Origin of the sequence: Rhodococcus sp. 14C212 (genome assembly GCF_011058195.1) — a bacterium.
Lineage (GTDB): Bacteria > Actinomycetota > Actinomycetes > Mycobacteriales > Mycobacteriaceae > Rhodococcus > Rhodococcus aetherivorans.
This window is the reverse complement of the sequence record NZ_JAALEH010000007.1, coordinates 70,492-89,536: the sequence shown is the minus strand read 5'-3', so window position 1 is coordinate 89,536 and position 19,045 is coordinate 70,492. Positions and strand designations below refer to the sequence as shown.

Here is a 19,045-nt window from a genome sequence, read left to right as displayed (position 1 = left end):
TTCTACGCGCCCCCCGACAGCAACGACCACACACCGTCTGCACCGGCTGCGACCGTGAGCGCGCCGACTTCCTCGGCCCAGTTCCGTGCAGCACCACACTCGTCGCGCCAGCTCCAGATCCGAGTGGTGCACTGTCGCAGATCGTGCTCCTCGGTGAATCCGATCGCGCCGTGGATCTGGTGCGCGATCCTGGCGACGTTCCCCGCTGCTTCTGCAGCAGTCACCTTTCCTGCAGAGATCGCGAGTTGCCATCCCTCACTGTCGTCGAGTGCCATCGCCGCCGACTCGGCCACCGTCTTGCACAGCAGTACTTCACCGGCCATCTCCGCGATCTGGTGCTGAACGGATTGGAACTTGTCGAGCGACCGACCGAACTGCTCTCGCTCGGACGCGTAGGTGAGTGACATCTCGAGGGACCGTTGCGCTGCCCCGGCCAGCATCGCCATACGCGCCAGCGCACCGCGGGCGATGAACAGACCCTCGTCGATCCCGGAGTCTTCCGGAACGATGTGGACCCTGTCCGCTGGCAGCGAGACCCGGCGGACCACCACGCGATCGCGTGGTTCCCCCGCGACATTGGTTCCCGGATCGATCTCGAGCTCATCACGCCGGAATACCGCGACGTGGGAGGCGGTCAGGACCACGAGGTGATCGGCGATTCGAGCCCACGGAACACGGATCAATTCGCCGTCGGCCACCCAGCCGTCCGACTCCCGGACGAGCGCGAAGTGCCCCCCTGCGGCGGCCGCAGCCATCGGACCTTCCGGGATCGTGGCGTGACAGGCGCCGAGCAGCCATGCCGCCTGCAATGCCGTCTCGGCGAGAGGAACTGAAGCCCAATGCTGTCCGAGAACCCTCAGCACTGTTGCTGCAGCGTGGACATCCCCGCCGGATCCACCCTGCTCTTCGGGAACGGACAGAAGGGTGATGCCGATCTGGTCGAGCGCGGACCACAGCTGCGCGTTCCACTCCGAACCGTCGGCAAGTCCCGTCGGGGACGGATAGCGCTCACACGCATCGGACACCGCTTCGGCGAGAGCCTCGGCAATCTCGCTCATGCCACCTTCACCGCCTTCGCCACGACTCCGCGCAATATTTCGTTTGTGCCCCCGCGAAGAGTGAATCCGGGGCTGTGCAGGACCGCTTCGGCGATCATCCGAGGTAATCGCTGCAGCGAATCCAGGTCCGGTTCGACACCGACCATCAGCCGGACGCTGTCGATGAGATCCCCCTCGAAGCGCGTACCGAGATCCTTGACGATCGCCGCAGCAGTCGCAGGGTCTGCTCCGTCGTCGAGCCGGCCGGCTACAGCGAGGGACATCTGTCGGAGAGCCCACAAGCGCGACACGAGTTCGCCCAAGCGAACCCGATCGATATCGAGACGGCTTCGGTTCATTTCACGAAGTGCCTCCACGAGCAGTGGGAAGGTCGACAGGATTCTCTCCGGCCCACTCCGCTCGAAGGCAAGTTCGCCGGTGACTTGTTTCCACCCGGCGCCCGGCTCACCCAGCACCCGCGAGTCCGGCACGAAAGTGTCGTGGAAGACGACTTCGTTGAAATGATGCTCGCCGGTCAGCAACTTGATCGGGCGGACCTCGACAGCCGGGTCCGGGAGTTCGATGATGACCTGGGTCAGGCCCGCGTGCCGGGACTCGCCGAGAGGCTCGGTTCGAATCAACGCGATCATCGCGTGAGCATGGTGGGCACCGCTGGTCCAGATCTTGGTGCCGGTGACCTTCCAGCCACCGTCCACCCTGACTCCTCGGGTACGGACCGAGGCGAGGTCGGATCCGGTGTCCGGCTCGCTCATCCCGATGGCGAAATAACATTCCCCGCTCGCGATGCGAGGCAGGAAGGTCTTCCGTTGCTCCTCGGTTCCGAACTCGAGCAGCGATTGTCCGGACTGTCGGTCTGCGATCCAGTGCGCGGCCACAGGAGCACCGGCGGCAAGTAGTTCCTCGGTGACCACGAAACGCGCCAACGCACCTTCGGCCGAGCCTCCGTACTCCGCGGGGAAGGCCATCCCGATCCAGCCACGCTCGGCGAGCCGGCGACTGAAGTCCGGGTCCCAGCCTGCCAGCCACTGATCGCAGTGCGGGGTAATGCGCCCCTCCGAGATCTCCTCGTGCAGGAATGCCCGTACTCGGTGCCGCAGCTCCACCAGCCGATCCGGCAGCCTCACGGGTGACAGATTCAGAAACTCCATCGAAGCCCTTCCGTAGTGGGACTACGCCCGGTCAACGTACGGCCCAACGGCCCGTGTACGGAGGGGGATCGGACTTGTCCAAGAACGCCCGGAACGCCGCGGGCGCGTCCTCGGTAGCGAAGTTGACCGCCTGTGCAGCGGCCTCGTTGCGAATTGCGGCGGGAAGGTCGATACCGACGCCCTCGTTGATCAGAGCCTTGGTCTGCGCCACCGCGATCGGGGGCAGTGCGGACAGCCGCTCGGCAAGGTCGTCGACGAAGTCGTCCAGCTCATCGGGAGGCCGTACCCAGCCCACCATCCCGAGGCGGTGTGCCTCAGCCGCGTCGATCACCTCGGCGAGCAGCGCCAGCTGTTTCGCCCGCTGCATACCGACGATCTTCGGAAGCAGCCAGGAACCGCCGAAGTCGACGGACAGGCCTCGGCGCACGAAGATCTCACTGAACCGGGCGCGACTCGATGCGACAACGAAGTCGCACGCCAGCGCCATGTTGCACCCGGCACCGGCCGCAACCCCGTCCACCTTGGCGATCACGGGCATGGGCAGTTCGAACAGCGCCAGCGCGACGTCGCCGATGCGGCGCAGCCGTGGGATCGGGTGCTCCTCGTGTTTGCTCTTGGCGACATCGGCACCCGCACAGAAAGCGCCGCCTGCTCCCTGCAGGACCACGACCCGGGTGTCGGAGTCGTTGCGAATACCCTGCAATATCTCGGTGAGCGTGCGCCACATCGACGTGTCGATCGCGTTCTTGCGCTCGGGTCGGTTCAACGTGATGGTCGTGACGCCGCGAGCCGACGTGAGGACAACCGGTTCCGCTGAGTCCATCGGGTTTACCTGCCTTCGAATGACGGCGCGCGCCGCTCGCTGAGTGCGGCGCGCGCTTCGACGGAATCCCTGGTGCCGTGCACTACGGCCAGGTGGGAGGAGATCAAGTCGAGCGCGGTGCGCAGGTCGGAATGGACCGACTGCTGGGCGGCCCGCTTGATCATTGCGACGTTGATCGGCGGTTGCGCAGCAATCCTACGCACGAAAGCGCGGTAGTTGTCGTCGAAGTCGCTGTCCGGAAGAACTCTGGTGGCCAAACCGATCCGCAGCGCCTCGTCTGCGTCCACGAAGTCCCCCGTCCAGAGCAACTCCAGGGCTTTGGACATGCCGACCAGGCGCGGAAGGTAATAGCATCCTCCGTCTCCCGGAACCAGGCCGACACGGATATACGCCTCGGACATCCGAGCCGACTGGGCCAGCAGACGGATGTCGCACATGAGCGCCATATCCATCCCGGCGCCCACCGCTGCGCCGTTGACAGCGGCGATCACCGGCTTGGACAGCGCGTCCACGGCTCGCGCCACTTCGTGGATGCCCTCGGTGAGCATGGACTTCAGTGCGAAGGGTTCGTCACCGACAGCCTCGAGCACCGAAAGATCGATACCGGAGCAGAATGCGTCGCCGCTGCCGGTGACGACTACGACCCGTACCCGAGGGTCGGTGCGCGCGGATCTGAGTGCGTTCGCCCAGGCCTCGACCATCTCGAGTGTGAATGCGTTCTTGGCGTGGGGACGATTCAACAGGATCGTCCCCACACCGTCTTGAACCGTGTACTCCAGGTCAGCCATCGGCCGGTCTAACGAGGCGCCATGCGGAGCGCGCCGTCGAGCCGGATCGTCTCGCCGTTGAGATAGGCGTTCTCCAGGATCTGCGTCGCGAGCTGAGCGAACTCGTCGGGCGTACCGAGTCGCTGCGGATTCGGAACGCTGACTGCGAGGCTCTGCCGCACATCCTCGCGCAGGCGGCCGAGCAGAGGCGTGTCCATGATGCCGGGTGCGATCGAGCAGACGCGAATCCCCTTGCTTGCCAGATCGCGTGCGGCAGTGAGCGTCATACCCACGATTCCCGCCTTCGATGCGGTATACGGAATCTGTCCGATCTGGCCCTCGAATGCGGCCACCGAGGCGGTCATGACGATCGCGCCGCGTTCCCCGCCGATCGGCTCGTGTTTGGCCATGCGGGCGGCGCCGAGTCGCAGCGCGTTGAAGCTGCCGACCAGGTTGAGCCTGATGACGAACTCGAAGTCCGCGAGCGAACCCGGGTTACCGTCCTTGTCGAGCAGACGGAGCCTACGACCGGAGCCTGCGCAATGGATGAGGCCCTCGAGGGGTCCCATCTGTTCGGCAGCGTCCAGAGCGTCCCCGAAGGAATTCTCGTCCGTGACGTCGCCCGGCGTGAAGATCGCGTTCTCGCCGAGTTCTTTTGCCGCCGTCTCGCCGTTCGAGCCGGGAAGGTCCACCAGGGCGACCTTGGCACCTGCGTCGACCAGTCGCTGGGCTGTGGCCAGACCCAGTCCGGATGCTCCGCCCGTCACCGCGATGACGGATCCGTTTACCTGCATGCTGTTCTCCTGTTCGGTCTTCAGTGGGGTGTCAGAGCAGTTCGAGAATCGTCGCGTTCGCGAGACCGCCTGCTTCACACATGGTCTGCAGTCCGTATCGAATACCGTTGTCGCGCATGTGATGGACCAGTCGAGTCATCAGAATCGCCCCGGATCCACCGAGCGGGTGACCGACGGCGATGGCGCCGCCGAGGGGATTCATACGGTCTTCCTTTGCGCCGGTCTCGGCCAGCCAAGCCAGCGGGACGGATGCAAACGCCTCGTTGACCTCGAAGGCGCCGATCTCGTCGATCGAGAGTCCGGACTTCTTCAACGCCAGTTCGGTGGCGCGGACCGGAGCCGTGAGCATGATCACCGGATCGTCACCTGCCACGACAGCAGTGTGGATCCGCGCCAGGGGCTTGAATCCGTGTTCTCGGGCGACTTCGGAGGAAGTCAGCAGCAGTGCGCCGGAACCGTCCGAGATCTGCGAGGCATTTCCTGCCGACACGACCCCGTCGCTCTTGAATGGGGTGGGGAGGGTGGCGAGCTTTTCCAGGGTGCCACCCCGACGAACGCCTTCGTCGGATTCCAAGCCGCCGATCGACACCAGTTGCGAGTCGAACGCGCCGGCATCGATGGCCTCGGCAGCCAGCTGGTGGGACCGCAGCGAGTACTCGTCGAGCGCAGTGCGAGACATCCCCCACCGCTCGGCGATCATTTCGGCACCGATACCCTGATTGAACCCCTCGACACCGTAGCGCTCGAGCAGGACATCGGGTGCGGGCTGGCCGCCCTGGGCCGCGCTCCCCATCGGAACCCGCGTCATCGACTCCACGCCGCCGGCCACGACGAAGTCGTAGTGCCCTGCGATAACACCGGCCGCCGCGAAACTGACGGCCTGCTGGCTCGACCCGCATGCGCGGTTCACCGATGTCGCAGGAACGGACTCCGGCCACCCGGCCGTCAGGACGGCGTTTCTGCCGATGTTGCTGGCCTGCTCGGATACCTGGCTCACACACCCCCAGATCACGTCGTCCACCGAGGCGGGATCGAGGCCGGTGCGATCGGCCAGGGCCTGCAGCACGGTGGCGGAGATGACGGCGGGATGGATGTCTGCCAGCGCTCCGTTCCGCTTGCCGATCGGTGTGCGGACGGCATCGACGATGACCGCATCTCTCATCTTCTTGCTCCTAAGGTTTCTTGCGTGTCAACTAACAAGTATTTGAGGACGGCAACACTCACCGGAACCCGGTGGCGCAGGCTGTCCGTGTCCCGGTACGCAGCGTTACTGCTTGGCCGTCTCGCCTCCGTCGATGACATATACGGCCCCGGAGACGAATCTCGACGCCGTCGACGAGAGGTAGCAGACCAGAGGACCGATCTCGTCCGGTTCGGCCATCCGCCTCGCCGGAATCTTCCGCACCCGCTTGGCGAGAATGTCCGGGTTTCCGGTGACATACGACTGCGCCTCGGTGGAAAACGCCCCGGGGGCAATGGCATTGACCTGGATGTCGTGTCGGGCCCACTCTGCTGCGAGCGCCTTGGTCAGCTGGATCGCCGCACCTTTGGACGCGGAATACGCGGCCAGCGTCGCCTTACCGAGGATGCCCGAGGTGGACACGACGTTGATGATGCGCCCGCCCTTGCCCGCCTCGACGAAATGCCGGGCGGCAGCCTGCGAGAGTACGGCGATCGAGGCGACGTTGACCTCCATGGTCTCGTCGAACAGCGACATGTCCATCTCGAGGAAGTCTGCGGCAAGGGCGACACCCGCGTTGTTCACCACGGCGTCGAGGCTTCCGAGGGTCTCCACGGCGACCGCAGCGAGCGCGCCGACCTGCTCCCGATCGCGCATATCGCACACATGAGGGTGGATGGTGCCGGCAAAGTCCTCCGCTGCCAGCTCGCGGAGGCTGGCTTCCGTCCTCGCCACAGCCAGAACGTTCGCACCCTCGGCGGCGAGCGCCCGTGCGGCAGCTCGTCCCAGGCCCTTGCTCGCACCGGTGACGATGACTCCGCGGCCGGCCAGATTCAGATCCATATCGTGTACCTCTCCTGTTCGAATTCGCGACCGCAGGTCACGAGCCGGTCCATACCGGTGCACGCTTCTCTGTGAAGGCGAGCGCGCCTTCCTTCGCATCCGCCGACGACCGCACCGGTGTGGTCAGCTCGGCCTGCCGCTCGAACGCCTCCTCCGCCGGCCAACCGGGGCTGTCCTGCAGAATCTGCTTCGTCGCTGCGACAGCCAGGGGGCCACAGGCAGCGATTTCGGCGGCGAGTTCGAGTGCGGTGGCGACCGCCGTACCCGGCGCGACCACCTTGTTGACCAGTCCGAGACGCTCGGCGTCCCGCGCGGAGATCTGCTTTCCGGTGAGCGACAGCTCCATCGCCACGTGGTAGGGCAGACGCCCCGGAAGCCGCAGCAATCCACCGCCCGCAGCGACGAGACCACGCTTCACCTCGGGCAGCGCGAAGAAGGCGTTCTCCGCGGCAACGATCATGTCGCAGGCGAGGACGATCTCGAAACCGCCCGCGACAGCGGGACCGTCGACCGCTGCGATGATGGGCTTTCGCGGGGGTTCCTGTGCGATACCGGCGAACCCACGGCGTGGGGTCAGCGGTCGCTCACCGCGCAGGAATGCTTTGAGGTCCATGCCGGCACAGAACGTGGGACCGTTCGCTGCCAGCACCGCAACGGTGAGATCGCGACGGTCGTCGAACTCGGTCAACGCCGCGTCGATGGCCTTGGACATATCCAAGTTGACCGCGTTGCGCGCTGCAGGCCGATTGAGCGTGAGGGTACGCACGCCATCATTGTCGGAAACGAGCAACGGTTGCTCGACATCGGTGTCCGTTGAAGTCACGGTCGGCTCCAGGAAGGTCGTGGGTGGGATCGAGGCGTGGATGTGCAGCTCGAACCCTGTCCCGGTTGAAAATTCGGTCGACGGAGTGATCTCGCTCGAGAAGAGCGAGATGACGAACCCGGTGGATCTATACGGTTGCCGCCGGATCGATCCGGAGAAGTCGGGCAAGATTTCCGCCCAGGATTCCGCGCTCTTCCTCCGCGGTGAGGCCGAGTGCCTTGATGGCGGCGATCTCGGTTGCGGGATCGGTCATCGGCCAGTCCGATCCGTAGACGACGCGGTCGGCACCGTGGCGTCGGATGATGTTCCGGATTCGTTCCTGGGGTAGCGTCCCCATGCTCGGCGGCCACGATGTCTCGAGGTGGACGTCCGTTCCGACCGACCATTGCTCGGCTTCGTCGAGGACCTGGTAGCCGCCGTAGTGGGCGGCGACGAGACGCAGACCTTCGACCTCGGCCAGCATGGCGTGGAAGTGCTTCGGTGCGCCGCGTTCGTTCTGGTGTGCGTCCCCACCGGAACCCACGTGCGCGATCACCGGGATGTCGTTCTCCGCCAGGGCGATGAGAATTTCACGTGTGCGGACGTCGGCGAAGGCGACCGATTGGAAGAGCGGATGCAGTTTGACCCCGACGACGCCGTTGTCCCACAGAGCTCGCAGGTTTTCGTCGACGGACAGGTCGGGATGGACGGTACCGAACGGGATGAAGCGTGAGCGGTCTACCTTGCCGATGAACTGGTTGGTGCGCCAGACGTTCTTGCCGACATTGGCAACGGCGAGGGTCATCGCCAGGTCGATACCGGCGGCATCCATCGTGCGGCGCAACCCGTCGAGCGTGCCGTCGTGGACCGGATCCAAGCCGACAGGACGGTCAGCGAGCACCTTGCGGGCGATCTCGTCGGGCCATACGTGGCAATGAGCATCGATGATCACTGGGAGTACTCCTTGATGAGCTTTTTCGACAGTGAATCGAGCAGAACCTCTGTTGCACCTTCGTAGACACGCATCGGACGTGCCGCCCGGTAGAGACGCTCGATCCGGGAACCGCGGACCAGACCGAATCGGCCCATGACCTGGACACTGCGATCGACGGCACGGCCGGCGACTTCCGTCGCACCGATCTTGGCCATCGACGACAGGTGGAGACTGCCGGTCGGGTCGGAAGCTGCGGCGCGAGCCACCTGATAGGTGAAGGTGCGCGCCATCTCGATCTCGGTCCACGACATCGCCAGCATCTGTGGTACCGGGCCGAGACGTGCCAGCGGTGTGCCGAACTGCTCACGGGTGGTGGTGTGGCCGAGCGCATCGTCGAGTGCTGCCTGAGCCGTACCGATGGCTGCACCGGCTACCGACACGCGGAACGTGGCGAGCGTGGCGAGCACGAGGGCGAAACCCTTGCCGGGAGCGCCGAGCCGGTGCGAGATCGGCACGCGGACGTTGTCGAACACGATGTCGCCCAGTACGTGAGGAGCGATGATCTGATGGGGTCGGCTCGTCGTGACGCCCGGGGTCTCCGCGGGTACCAGCACGAGGGAGTACCCCACTCCTCCGCCTGCGACATCCTCCTTGCCGAGAACGCAGTAGTAGCTGGCGTCGCCCGCGTTGGTGATGAAGCTCTTGGCGCCGTTGACGACGAGCGTGTCACCGTCGGCCGTGATCGTGGTGCTCAGCGCCTTGAGGTCCGATCCCACCTCGGGTTCGGTCAGTGCCAGAGCGGCAATGGCGTCCATATCGGCAACGCGAGGGAGCCAACGTTCCTTCATCTCGTCGGAGCCGCCCACGGAGATCGCATAACTTCCGATACCTTGCATCGCGAAGAGCGAATCCAGGTGACTCGAGGACGCGGCGAGCTGTTCACGCACGATCGTCACGGCGAGTGAGTCGGGGTTGTCGAAATGTCCCCCGTATGCAGCCGGCACTTGCACGGCCGCGAGGCCGCTCTCCTTCAGAAGCCGGAGAATCTCGGGATCGACCGAGTCACTCTCGTCGGCGCGGTCGGCGTGCGGGAGAGCGTCGTCGGCGAGGGCGCGGGCGCGCTTCTGCAGGGCGAGATAGTCCGCCTCGAGGGGATGGAACTGTGTGCTCACAGCTTCACCACCACGAACCTGGTCTGCGTGTAGTGGCGCAATGCCTCCATACCCTTCTCTCTTCCGTATCCGCTGTTCTTGACGCCGCCGAACGGACCCTCGACCAAACCCGCCATCCAGTCGTTGACATAGACTTGGCCGGCTTCGAGGCGAGATGCAACGCGGTGGGCCCGCCCGACATCACCGGTCCAGACACCCGCGGCGAGTCCGAAGTCGGAATCGTTCGCGATCGCAACGGCTTCGTCCTCCGAACCGAACCGAAGAACCGCGAGTACCGGTCCGAAGACTTCCTCGCGCGCAATCGTCATGGTGTTCGTTACGTCGGTGTAGACGGTCGGCTCGACGAGCCACCCGTCACCCGCCGGAGAGCCACCGGCCGCAAGGGTCGCACCGTCCTTGCGGGCGACCTCGAAGTACGACTGCACCTTCTCGAACTGGTCCTGCGTGGTCATGTGGCCGTAGGACTTCCCCGGCTGTACCTTTCTCACTTCCTCGAGCAGCAGCGTGACGAATTCGTCGTGGATTTCCTCGGCCACGAGCAGTCGGGTCCCCGCACTGCAGATCTGGCCGGCGTTCGCCGTGAAGGCACGCACCGCACCTGCCGCAGCTTCCGGCAGGTTCGCGTCGGCGAAGACGATGTTGGCGGACTTGCCACCCAGTTCGAGGGTCAGGGGCAGTACGCGGTCTGCGGCGATACGCCCGATCTCGCGACCCGCCCGCAGTGAACCCGTGAAGGCCACCTTGCGCACGTCAGGATGCTCGACCAGTGGCTGTCCGGCTCCCTGGCCGGTACCTGTCACGACGTTGAGCACGCCGTCCGGAAGACCTACCGTCGTTGCGATACGCGCGAGCTCGAGTGTGGTCGCAGAGGTGAACTCCGAGGGTTTGACCACCGCCACATTACCGGCCAACAGAGCGGGCGCCACTGCCCGGGCGGCCTGATTGAGCGGCGCATTCCACGGGGTGATGACGCCGATGACGCCGTAGGGCTCGTAGGTGGAGTATCCGTGCCTGTCCGGGCCGAGGTCGATCACTTCGCCCGAGGGGATGTTGGCCAGCCCGGCATAGAAATCGAAATAGCTGGCGGCTGCCTCGATCTCCCGTAGTGCTTGCGCAGCCGGCTTGCCGGCCTCCTCGCCTTCGAGTTGGGCAAGCAGGTCTCGCTCGGCGCGCAGACCGTCGGCGACGGCGGCCATGAATCGTCCGCGCACACTCGACTTGAGGGTCTTCCAGGCTTCGAACGCCGCCGTGGCCGATTCGACGGCCGCCTCGACGTCGGACCGGTCCCCGGCCGTGATCTCGGCGACGGTCGAACCCGTCCACGGTGACGTCGACGAGATCCGTTCGTCGCTCTCGGGGATGCGTTCGGCACCGCCGATCCAGTGGCCGTACTTCTTCACGAGATCACCTCCTGCTCGGTCGACGCCGACCGTCCGCTGCTCATGCACTCAGCATGACGGAAAGTTTTAATTTGTCAACCAACAAAGATTGTTCTTCACTTCGCCGCCCGAGTGCGCTATGACTGTTTACAGTCAACCGAATTCATTCCCCTGCACATCCCGGCGAGGCCCGACACCCACCCCTCGGGTCACGATTGCCGTACCGCGCGTGAGCCGCTCTCGTCGGCTGCGCTACGCATCAGAGAGACACTTCATGGACTTCGACGACACCCCTGACCAAGCCCGCTTACGCGCTTCGGTACGCACATTCCTCACCGAACACGACCACGAACTCGCCCACGGCGACGGCGCATACCTCGAGGAGCCCGGCACAGACAGGGTCGAGGCGCTTCGGCGAACGCAGGCCGTCCTGTTCGACGGCGGCCTCATCGGTCTGACATGGCCGTCGGAATACGGCGGCGGAGGCGGTACGAACGCGCAGCAGGCCGTGGTCAACGAGGAGTTGCATCGCGCGCGGATCGCCGGCCCGATCGGACACGTCGGGCTGGGTATGTGTGGCCCCACGGTGTTGCGCCACGGCAGCGAGGACCAGAAGCAACGCTATATTCGCCGGCTGCTGCGGGCCGACGATCTGTGGTGCCAGCTCTTCAGCGAACCAGGAAGCGGTAGCGATCTGGCAGCACTGCGAACGAAAGCGGTGCTTCAGGACGACGGCTGGCACATCCAGGGACAGAAGGTATGGACCACGCTCGCCCAGCATTCCCGCTACGGCATCCTGCTCTGCCGCACCAACCCGGACGCGCCCAGACACCGGGGGCTGACCATGTTCGTCCTCGACATGCACGCGCCCGGGGTCACCGTCCGCCCGCTACGACAGATGAACGGTCACCAGAGCTTCAACGAGGTGTTCCTGGACGACGTCGTGATCGACGACTCCGAGCGTCTCGGCGACGTCGACGACGGATGGCGCGTCGCGCTCACCACCCTGATGAACGAGCGGATGGCCGTGGGCGGAGGCGGCGGCGAGATCGGAATCCGGAGCGATGCCCTCGTGGCACACGCGGCGGAACGGCTCCCCCACCTCGACGAGGATCGCCGCGTTCTGGCCGTCCAGTCACTGGGCAGGGTGCTGGTGGAATCCCTGGCTGCACGCTACACCGGCTACCGACTCCAGACGAGCCTGGAAAAGGGTGGTCGGCCGGGGCCCGAAGCCAGCGCCGGGAAGCTGACCGCCGTCCGTGTAGCCCATGCGACCGCCGATCTCGGCCAGCGGTTGCTCGGCGACGAAGCCGTGCTGGCACGCTCGAGTGAAGGCGACTGGCGCTGGGCTACGTCTCAGGCCTCCACCCCGGGCATCGCCCTTGCCGGCGGCGCCGACGAGATTCTCCGAAACATTCTCGGTGAACGCGTACTGGGACTCGCACCGGACCGCAGTCCCGCCACACCGAGCAAGCAAGCCGAGAGTAGGTAACGAACGATGGATTTCGATATCAGCGAAGAACAGCGAAGCTTCGCCGAACACTCGCGCGAGTTCTTCACCGAGCACGCCGGACCGGAGCGCGCACGGGCACTTCTCGACGGGAGCTGCGAGATCGCACCGGGCCGGAAGTTGCTGGCAGAATTGGGATTTTCGTCACTGACGATTCCCGAAGAAGCCGGAGGCATCGGCGCGGCGCTGCTCGACCTTGCGTTGGTTGCCGAGCAGGCAGGCCGTCAACTGGCCGGCCCGTCTCTCGCCTCCGCCGCGCGGGCCGCTGTCCTCCTCGAAGGGGACACCGAACGTCTGCGCGCCATCAGCGCGGGCACCATGTCCGTCGCAGTTCTCGACGGCTCCCCCAGCCGTCAGGCTCCCTCCATGGATGTCATCGGAGCCACCCATTTCCTCGCCCTCCACGGAGAGGATCTCGTCCTGGGAGAAGGACGAGTGACCCCCGGTGAGCACATCGACGCCACGCGTGGACTCGGCTACGTCGAACTGACGTCGTTCGAGACCGTTCACCAGGGCGCCCGCAGCCGTTGGGAAAGAGCCAAGCAGGTGGCCTGCGTCGTTCTCGCCGCCGAGGGTCTCGGCGGCGCCGAACGCGTCGTCGAACTAGGCATCGAGCATGCCAAGGTGCGCAAGGCCTTCGGCCGGGGGATCGGCGGATTCCAGGCGGTCAAGCATCGGCTGGTGGATGATTGGGTCGCCGTCGATCAACTGCGCTCCCTCGTGTGGTGGGCCGCCTGGGCAGCCGACAACGCGCCGGACCAACTTCCGATCGCGGCTTCGGCGGCGAAGGCATACTCCGCCGGCACATTCCAGACTGCATGCGAGACGCTCATCCATGTACTCGGGGCCGTCGGATTCACCTGGGAACACGACGCACACCTGTACTGGCGGCGGGCCAAGGTCGACCGTCTGCTGCTGGGAGACGAGAGCGAGCATTTCGCCGAGGTAGCCCTGCGCAGCCTCGCGGCCACGCACTCTGCAAGCGAAATGGCCGAAATCGTACCCGTCTGATCGACGGGCACGATCGGAATCGCCGAACGGCACGAGCCGGATCGACATCGGGACCTGTCCCGGTCCGAGACATTGTTCTACGGACCGGGTCAGGTCCCTTTTCCATGCAAGCACGCGCCACACCCGCCCATCGAGCACGCGGTCTCGAACGAACAAGGGCGGTGGCACCCGGGTGCCACCGCCCTTGCCTCTGCCGACTCGACCGTCAGATGTAATAACCGCCGTTCACGGCGATGTTCTGTCCGGTCATGAACCGTGCGCCGTCGCCGACCAGGAACGTGATGACCGGTGCGATGTCGCGATCCGGGTCTCCGAACTCTCCACCCAGCGGCACCTTCTGTCGCATCATCTCGGCGTACGCAGCCTTCTCTTCATCCGTCATCTTGCTGAGATGCTGCTCGAGCATCGACGTCGAGGCGGACGGGTGAACCACGTTCGCACGGACGCCGAACTTGGCCCACTCGACCGCGATGGTTCGGGTCCATGCCGTCACCGCGCCCTTCGACGCCGCGTAGACCGCACCGTTCGGATAGGCGGTCAAGGCCGCCGACGAGGCGAAATTCGTGATGCTGCTTCGCTCCCCCTGCTTGAGATACGGCAGGGCCGCCTGGTTCGTCAGCATCGGGCCACGCCCGTTGACGTCCATAGCGCGCGCCCAGTCGTCGTCCGTGACGTCCTCGGCCGGGCCCTGCACCAGAATTCCTGCCACGTGCACCAACGCATCGAGGCCGCCCAGATCGGTGGCCGCCTGCTCGACGGCACCGAAGACCTGGTCGCGGTCGGTGACGTCGCACAGCAGGAAGCGCTGGCCGGCCCGCTCGGCTACCTCACGGCCCATCTCCTCCGCTCGGTCGAGTGAGACCACCGACGCGCCGGCCTGTGCCAGGGAGCGCACGCATGCCGCGCCCACCCCACTGGCGCCACCGACGACGATGACCCTCTTGTCCATCTCAGCTCTCCTGTCCGTCGGCCCACTCGAGCCAGCGCGCCGGGCTGGATTCGAAGCTCCTCGGCTCCTCGGTCGTCGCGACCTCGGTGTGGAGGATGTGCCCGGTCTCGGGATCGAGGTACTTCCGTGTCTCGACGCCTTCGTTCACCGTCTCCACCAGGACCGGACATCCATCGCTCCAGTGCGTCGGAGCCTGGGCGAGGATCGCACCCGACCGAATGCTGACAGCGAAACCGCCACGCTGCTCGACGCCCGGCGCGATCGGCAGGGCCGGATACGCCTCGAGCCCGTCGACACATCGTTGGGACGGCGCGGTCACGGGAGGGAGGGCTGCGGCCAGGCGCTGTCGGAGGATCTCGGCACGGTGGGTGGTGGTGCCGTCCGAGACATCGACGCCGTAGACGTCGCTCGCTTGTCGTGCGGTGATCAGTCCGGCCTCGACATCCGCCAGGACAGCGGAAACGTCACGGTCCAGGGGATCTCCCCAACCACCGCCGCCGGCGGCCTTGACGGCGTAGCTGTGTCCTTCCGGCAAGTGGAATCCCTGCGTGAGCGTCCCGATGGGGGTGGCGCCGGACTCCGGATCGATCAGTTCGATCGAGGCGGGGCGGCCGGGCGACCCACCGGCACTGCCCGGCATGGGGATCAGTCCGTGCCCACCGATGCTGGCCCCGGTCAGGTCCGGAGAACCGTCGACAGTGAATGCGAAATCCACGCCCCGGCCGCCGCGGTATCGGCCGGCACCGGATGCATCACAGGAGCGACGCCGGTACTCGAACCGCAGCGGATACCAGGACTCGGTGACCTCGACATCGTTGGTCTGGATGGCAGCCTGCTTACCCACCAGATAGAAGTTGAAGTCGGTACCGTCCCGGTCGTTGCCCGCCGGCGACCCGACGGCAGTGCCGTCGATCATGATCCACGAATCGGTGGCGCCCGTGAGTCCCTTGCCGGAGAACGTGACGACGGCATTCGCCGACATCGTCTGCGAACTGGACAAATACGGTCGGCTCGGGCTGTCCGGTGATGCGGCGACGGCCTGATGGAAGGTACGCATCGCCGCCTCACTGGCGTCGTGCGACGCCGCGAGGTGCGCGGCCCCCACCGGCGCCGGATGGGTGCAGTTGAGCATGCTGCCCACGGGGCAGTGGACGCTGATCGCGTCGTAGTACCCCTGGTTGAGCGGAAGTTCCTGTCCGATCAGGCGCTGGAGTTCGACGCCGATCTTGCCCTTGATGATGTACTCCTTCGAGTTGAAGAAGTGTGTGGTCTGAGGCGCTGTGCCGGTGAAATCGAATCGGATGGACTCACCGTCGACAGTGGTGGTGCAGGGGATACGGAACTTCTCCTCGTTCCACTCCGTCCAACTGGTCGACCGGTAGACGCCGTCTTCGATGAGCGCGATCTCCCGTCGTACGGCCTCTTCGGTACGGCGGTTGAGCTCGTCGAAGCCGTTCTGGAGGGCGTCGGCACCGATACGCTCGGCCAACTCCTTCACCTTCGCGGCTCCCACATCGACGCCGGCCATCAGTCCCCGAATGTCCATCTCCACGAGATGGGGCATGCGGACATTGTTGAGAAGGATGTTCCAGGTGTCTCGTTGTTCCACGCCCGCTGCGGTGACCTTGACCGCGGGAAGCCGAATGGCTTCCTGGAAGCAATCGGTGGCGTTCGGCGCGAACGAGCCGGGAACCATGCCGCCGACGTCCACCAGGTGCGACGAGTTCGCCATCCAGGCAACCAGTCGCTCTTCTGCGAACACCGGCTTCATGATGAACACGTCCTGGGCGTGGAGTCCGCCGCCACGGTGAGGGTCGTTGGCCAGGAAGACATCCCCGTCCTGGATATTGTCGCCGTGTTCGGTGAACACACCGGCGATGGCGTTGGTGGCCGCATAGAAGTGGTACGCGATGTGGCCACCACCGGTCACCAGCCGTCCGCGGGCGTCGAGCAGGGTACACGAATAGTCACCCCCTTCGACCACCAGTGGGCTCACTGCGGTGCGTTTGATCGTCGCGGCGCCTTCGCCGCAGAACGCCTCGAGCTGGTGGCGCAGGACCTCAACCGCAATGTTGTCAAGCTGCATCGGAATTCACGTCCAATCGAAGAGAGCGTCGCTCACCGACCACGAGAGTGGCGCCGCGAGGTACGAAGACAGTGGTGTCGACATCGTCGGCAAGGGCCGGCCCGTCGATGCGGTCTCCGGGGATCAGGTCCGGGGTTCGGTAGCAGGGAACCTGCTCACTGCCGTCACGGTCGAGGAAGACCGTGCGGTAGGAAGTCGGCTCCACGGATCCACCGGTTCGCTTCGTACCGTCCACCGGGAATGTTGCTCGCGGCAGTCGTCCGGTAGCGACGGCCCGCAGGAACGTCACCTCCAGTTGGGCGTTCCTGCCGATTGCACCGGCTCCGTAACGCGCGGCGTACTTCTCGAGGAATGCCGCGCGGACGGCGTCCCGGTCGAACACTGGGGTTTCGAGCGGAACCGATACTTCGGAGGTCTGCCGGAAGAAGCGAATGCCGACGTCGTAGGTCACGACGCAATCCTGCTCGGGGACACCATCGTCACCGACATCCTTGGCGACAGCACGGCCGAGTTTGTCGAGTTCGGCGCCGATCTCCTCCGCATCCGCCCGGTCGAGCAGCACGTCCGCCGACTTGATCCGTTGCCGTCGCACATCAGCGGACGCAGCGCCGAATGCCGAGAGGACCGAGGCCGCCGGAGGCACGATCACCCGAGGAATGTTCGTTGCCGCGGCGATGCTGGCCGTGAAGAGTCCCCCGCTGCCGCCGTAGGAGATGAGCGTGAGGGTACGCGGGTCGAGACCACTTGCACCCGCATGCAGACGAGTCGCCTTGGTCATCTCCGCGAGCGCGATCTCACGGATGCCCCACGCCGTCGCCTCTGCAGACAGACCGAGAGATTCACCGAGTGCCCCACATACTTTCAGGGCAGCGTCGCGATCGAGGGTCATCGTGCCACCGACGAAGCTGCTCGGATCGATGTACCCGAGCACCACGAGTGCGTCTGTGATGGTGGCGTCCTGTCCACCGTTGCCGTAGCAGGCCGGCCCCGGCCATGCCCGCGCAGAGCGTGGTCCGACCCGCAGCAATCCGCGTCCGTCGACCCACGCAATGGACCCTCCCCCCGAGCCGATCGACAAGGTGTCGATTCTGGGTTGAGCAAGAATCATCCCGTGCAGCTCTCCGCGCTCGGAACGCTGCGGAAGCGCCCCGGCGATGACCGCAAGGTCGAAGCTCGTTCCCCCCATATCGCCGCAGATGGCGTCGGTGATGCCTTCGTCGGCACATACTTCCGCCGCTGCCATGACCCCGGCCGCAGGTCCGGAGGCAACCAGGATGACGGGGGAGCGGCGTGCCTCGGCGAGAGTGACGGTCCCACCACTGGTCTGCAACAGAAGGAGCGGAACACGCAGACCACTGTCGGCCAGTTCCTGGGCGAGCGCCTCGATTCCGTCGAGAGCCTTGCACATGACAGCGTTGACCGCAGCGACCAGAGTTCGCTCGTACTCACGGATACTCGGGTGCAGTTCGACGCCGCTGAAGACCGGGATGCCGGGAAATTCCTCACGCAGGAACTCGACCACCGAGGCCTCGTTCTCCGAGTTCTTGAACGACCACAGGAACGACACCGCGAGCGCTTCGATCCGATGCTTTTCGATGAGCTCGTCGACGGCTGCACGAACCTCGTCGAGATCGACGTGCTGCAGCACCTTTCCGTTGCGATCCACGCGCTCCCGAATGCCGACGACACCCGAACGTTCGATGGGGCTCCACGGCGGGATCAGGTAACCCTCACTCGAGACACGGCGGGACCGTGCCATGGCGATGGTGTCCTCGAATCCCGCGGTGGTGAGAAGCCCGGCCTTGACGCCCTGCTTCTCCACGAGCGCATTGGTCACCGCCGTGGTTCCCAACCCGAACCGATCGACCTTGTTGAGGAAGGTGCCCAGATCCATGCCGATCTGCTCGGCCACGAGTCGGCACGCGCCCAGCACTCCACGACCGAAATTCTGCGGGTCCGTCGGGGATTTGGCGCGCCACAACGACACACCGTCGCCGCAGGCGAGGTCCGTGAACGTCCCGCCAACGTCGATGCCGATCGAGAATCCCTGTGATGCCGACGTCGACATCTCGTTGACACTCATCAAATCTCCTTGTCGCTTTCAATACAACCGTGCGCAAATCCGTAGACCGTGGCCCCGTCCATGGTGTCGAGCAATATCGCTCGCACCGGTGTGCCCGGCGTCGATCCTTGATTGCAGGTGCACAGGATCCGGCCGGGAAGTCGGACCCCGGCGTCCATGTCGACTGCACCTGTCAGATAGGGCGCCATGCTGTACCAAGGTTTGGGCAGACTGGCACCACTGGCAGGAAGATTCGTCACGGCCTCGTGAACACGGATTGCAACGTTCACCGTGCCGTGCGGGTCGATGGGTTCCCACTTGTACTCGTCGCTCAGACAGTGTGGGCAGTTGGTCGAGAGGGGAAACCGGATGGTCTGGCAGTTACCACACCGTTGCAGTGACAGATATCCGTCATTCAGCGACTCCCAGAAGCCGGCGACGTCCGGGTGCACGTGCTGTCCCGGGCCCGGTGCAGCGTCGATTCTCTGCAACCTGACCGCAGAATCGCCCCTGTCGTTCGGTGTCAT

General features: G+C 65.3%; 17 protein-coding genes. 2 read left to right on the top strand and 15 right to left on the bottom strand.

The window, feature by feature from the left end:
* Positions 1-2: 2 nt before the first annotated feature.
* The 11 genes from G6038_RS05720 to G6038_RS05670 form a co-directional block, all read right to left on the bottom strand.
* Positions 3-1,058 (bottom strand): acyl-CoA dehydrogenase family protein, encoded by a 1,056-nt coding sequence (locus G6038_RS05720; RefSeq protein WP_165036443.1) that lies wholly within the window; start codon positions 1,056-1,058, stop codon positions 3-5.
* Positions 1,055-2,206 carry an acyl-CoA dehydrogenase family protein gene (locus tag G6038_RS05715; RefSeq protein ID WP_165036440.1) on the bottom strand — a complete coding sequence of 384 codons (1,152 nt, stop codon included), beginning with the start codon at positions 2,204-2,206 and terminating at the stop codon, positions 1,055-1,057. Before G6038_RS05715 ends, G6038_RS05720 begins: the two co-directional genes overlap by 4 nt.
* Before the next feature lie 31 nt (positions 2,207-2,237).
* Entirely contained in the window at positions 2,238-3,029 is a 792-nt protein-coding gene (locus tag G6038_RS05710) for an enoyl-CoA hydratase-related protein (RefSeq protein ID WP_165036438.1), read from the bottom strand.
* A gap of 5 nt (positions 3,030-3,034) precedes the next feature.
* Positions 3,035-3,817, bottom strand: a complete 783-nt coding sequence (locus G6038_RS05705) for an enoyl-CoA hydratase-related protein (RefSeq protein WP_165036436.1) — start codon at positions 3,815-3,817, stop codon at positions 3,035-3,037.
* An 8-nt stretch (positions 3,818-3,825) separates the two neighbouring features.
* Entirely contained in the window at positions 3,826-4,590 is a 765-nt protein-coding gene (locus G6038_RS05700) for an SDR family NAD(P)-dependent oxidoreductase (RefSeq protein WP_165036540.1), read from the bottom strand.
* Between the two features lie 31 nt (positions 4,591-4,621).
* Positions 4,622-5,752, bottom strand: coding sequence for an acetyl-CoA C-acyltransferase (locus G6038_RS05695; protein ID WP_165036435.1), 1,131 nt, complete (start codon positions 5,750-5,752; stop codon positions 4,622-4,624).
* A 105-nt stretch (positions 5,753-5,857) separates the two neighbouring features.
* On the bottom strand, positions 5,858-6,613 hold the full coding sequence (locus G6038_RS05690) for an SDR family oxidoreductase (protein ID WP_165036433.1): 756 nt from the start codon (positions 6,611-6,613) through the stop codon (positions 5,858-5,860).
* A gap of 37 nt (positions 6,614-6,650) precedes the next feature.
* Positions 6,651-7,436, bottom strand: a complete 786-nt coding sequence (locus G6038_RS05685; RefSeq protein ID WP_165036538.1) for a crotonase/enoyl-CoA hydratase family protein — start codon at positions 7,434-7,436, stop codon at positions 6,651-6,653.
* Between the two features lie 127 nt (positions 7,437-7,563).
* Positions 7,564-8,367, bottom strand: coding sequence for an amidohydrolase family protein (locus G6038_RS05680; protein ID WP_165036431.1), 804 nt, complete (start codon positions 8,365-8,367; stop codon positions 7,564-7,566).
* Positions 8,364-9,521 carry an acyl-CoA dehydrogenase family protein gene (locus G6038_RS05675; RefSeq protein WP_100055294.1) on the bottom strand — a complete coding sequence of 386 codons (1,158 nt, stop codon included), beginning with the start codon at positions 9,519-9,521 and terminating at the stop codon, positions 8,364-8,366. The genes G6038_RS05680 and G6038_RS05675 overlap by 4 nt, the downstream gene beginning before the upstream one ends.
* Positions 9,518-10,921: an aldehyde dehydrogenase family protein gene (locus tag G6038_RS05670; protein ID WP_346772751.1), complete on the bottom strand. Its 1,404-nt coding sequence runs from the start codon at positions 10,919-10,921 to the stop codon at positions 9,518-9,520. Before G6038_RS05670 ends, G6038_RS05675 begins: the two co-directional genes overlap by 4 nt.
* A 253-nt stretch (positions 10,922-11,174) precedes the next feature.
* Here G6038_RS05670 and G6038_RS05665 point away from each other — a divergent pair, with 253 nt between their 5' ends.
* Together G6038_RS05665 and G6038_RS05660 are read left to right on the top strand one after the other, a co-directional pair.
* On the top strand, positions 11,175-12,392 hold the full coding sequence (locus G6038_RS05665; protein WP_165036427.1) for an acyl-CoA dehydrogenase family protein: 1,218 nt from the start codon (positions 11,175-11,177) through the stop codon (positions 12,390-12,392).
* A gap of 6 nt (positions 12,393-12,398) precedes the next feature.
* Positions 12,399-13,421, top strand: coding sequence for an acyl-CoA dehydrogenase family protein (locus tag G6038_RS05660; protein ID WP_165036425.1), 1,023 nt, complete (start codon positions 12,399-12,401; stop codon positions 13,419-13,421).
* A gap of 205 nt (positions 13,422-13,626) precedes the next feature.
* On the opposite strand, the gene G6038_RS05655 is transcribed toward G6038_RS05660, so the two are convergent.
* Genes G6038_RS05655 through G6038_RS05640 form a run of 4 tightly spaced genes read right to left on the bottom strand, consistent with a single transcriptional unit; the run spans position 13,627 to position 19,045 of the window.
* Positions 13,627-14,370: an SDR family oxidoreductase gene (locus tag G6038_RS05655; protein ID WP_165036423.1), complete on the bottom strand. Its 744-nt coding sequence runs from the start codon at positions 14,368-14,370 to the stop codon at positions 13,627-13,629.
* A 1-nt stretch (position 14,371) separates the two neighbouring features.
* Positions 14,372-16,456 carry a hydantoinase B/oxoprolinase family protein gene (locus G6038_RS05650; RefSeq protein WP_165036421.1) on the bottom strand — a complete coding sequence of 695 codons (2,085 nt, stop codon included), beginning with the start codon at positions 16,454-16,456 and terminating at the stop codon, positions 14,372-14,374.
* A complete protein-coding gene (locus G6038_RS05645) occupies positions 16,446-18,539 on the bottom strand; it encodes a hydantoinase/oxoprolinase family protein (protein ID WP_165036419.1) in 2,094 nt (697 codons plus the stop codon). Before G6038_RS05645 ends, G6038_RS05650 begins: the two co-directional genes overlap by 11 nt.
* Positions 18,539-19,045 carry a zinc ribbon domain-containing protein gene (locus tag G6038_RS05640; RefSeq protein ID WP_165036417.1) on the bottom strand — a complete coding sequence of 169 codons (507 nt, stop codon included), beginning with the start codon at positions 19,043-19,045 and terminating at the stop codon, positions 18,539-18,541. The genes G6038_RS05645 and G6038_RS05640 overlap by 1 nt, the downstream gene beginning before the upstream one ends.

Bases quoted from the DNA above. Each gene is read 5' to 3' on its own strand.
- G6038_RS05690 (WP_165036433.1), bottom strand. From the start codon at position 6,613: ATGGATCTGAATCTGGCCGGCCGCGGAGTCATCGTCACCGGTGCGAGC.
- G6038_RS05655 (WP_165036423.1), bottom strand. From the start codon at position 14,370: ATGGACAAGAGGGTCATCGTCGTCGGTGGCGCCAGTGGGGTGGGCGCG.
- G6038_RS05715 (WP_165036440.1), bottom strand. From the start codon at position 2,206: ATGGAGTTTCTGAATCTGTCACCCGTGAGGCTGCCGGATCGGCTGGTG.
- G6038_RS05710 (WP_165036438.1), bottom strand. From the start codon at position 3,029: ATGGACTCAGCGGAACCGGTTGTCCTCACGTCGGCTCGCGGCGTCACG.
- G6038_RS05650 (WP_165036421.1), bottom strand. From the start codon at position 16,456: ATGCAGCTTGACAACATTGCGGTTGAGGTCCTGCGCCACCAGCTCGAG.
- G6038_RS05645 (WP_165036419.1), bottom strand. From the start codon at position 18,539: ATGAGTGTCAACGAGATGTCGACGTCGGCATCACAGGGATTCTCGATC.
- G6038_RS05705 (WP_165036436.1), bottom strand. From the start codon at position 3,817: ATGGCTGACCTGGAGTACACGGTTCAAGACGGTGTGGGGACGATCCTG.
- G6038_RS05660 (WP_165036425.1), top strand. From the start codon at position 12,399: ATGGATTTCGATATCAGCGAAGAACAGCGAAGCTTCGCCGAACACTCG.
- G6038_RS05720 (WP_165036443.1), bottom strand. From the start codon at position 1,058: ATGAGCGAGATTGCCGAGGCTCTCGCCGAAGCGGTGTCCGATGCGTGT.
- G6038_RS05695 (WP_165036435.1), bottom strand. From the start codon at position 5,752: ATGAGAGATGCGGTCATCGTCGATGCCGTCCGCACACCGATCGGCAAG.
- G6038_RS05700 (WP_165036540.1), bottom strand. From the start codon at position 4,590: ATGCAGGTAAACGGATCCGTCATCGCGGTGACGGGCGGAGCATCCGGA.
- G6038_RS05665 (WP_165036427.1), top strand. From the start codon at position 11,175: ATGGACTTCGACGACACCCCTGACCAAGCCCGCTTACGCGCTTCGGTA.
- G6038_RS05640 (WP_165036417.1), bottom strand. From the start codon at position 19,045: ATGACACCGAACGACAGGGGCGATTCTGCGGTCAGGTTGCAGAGAATC.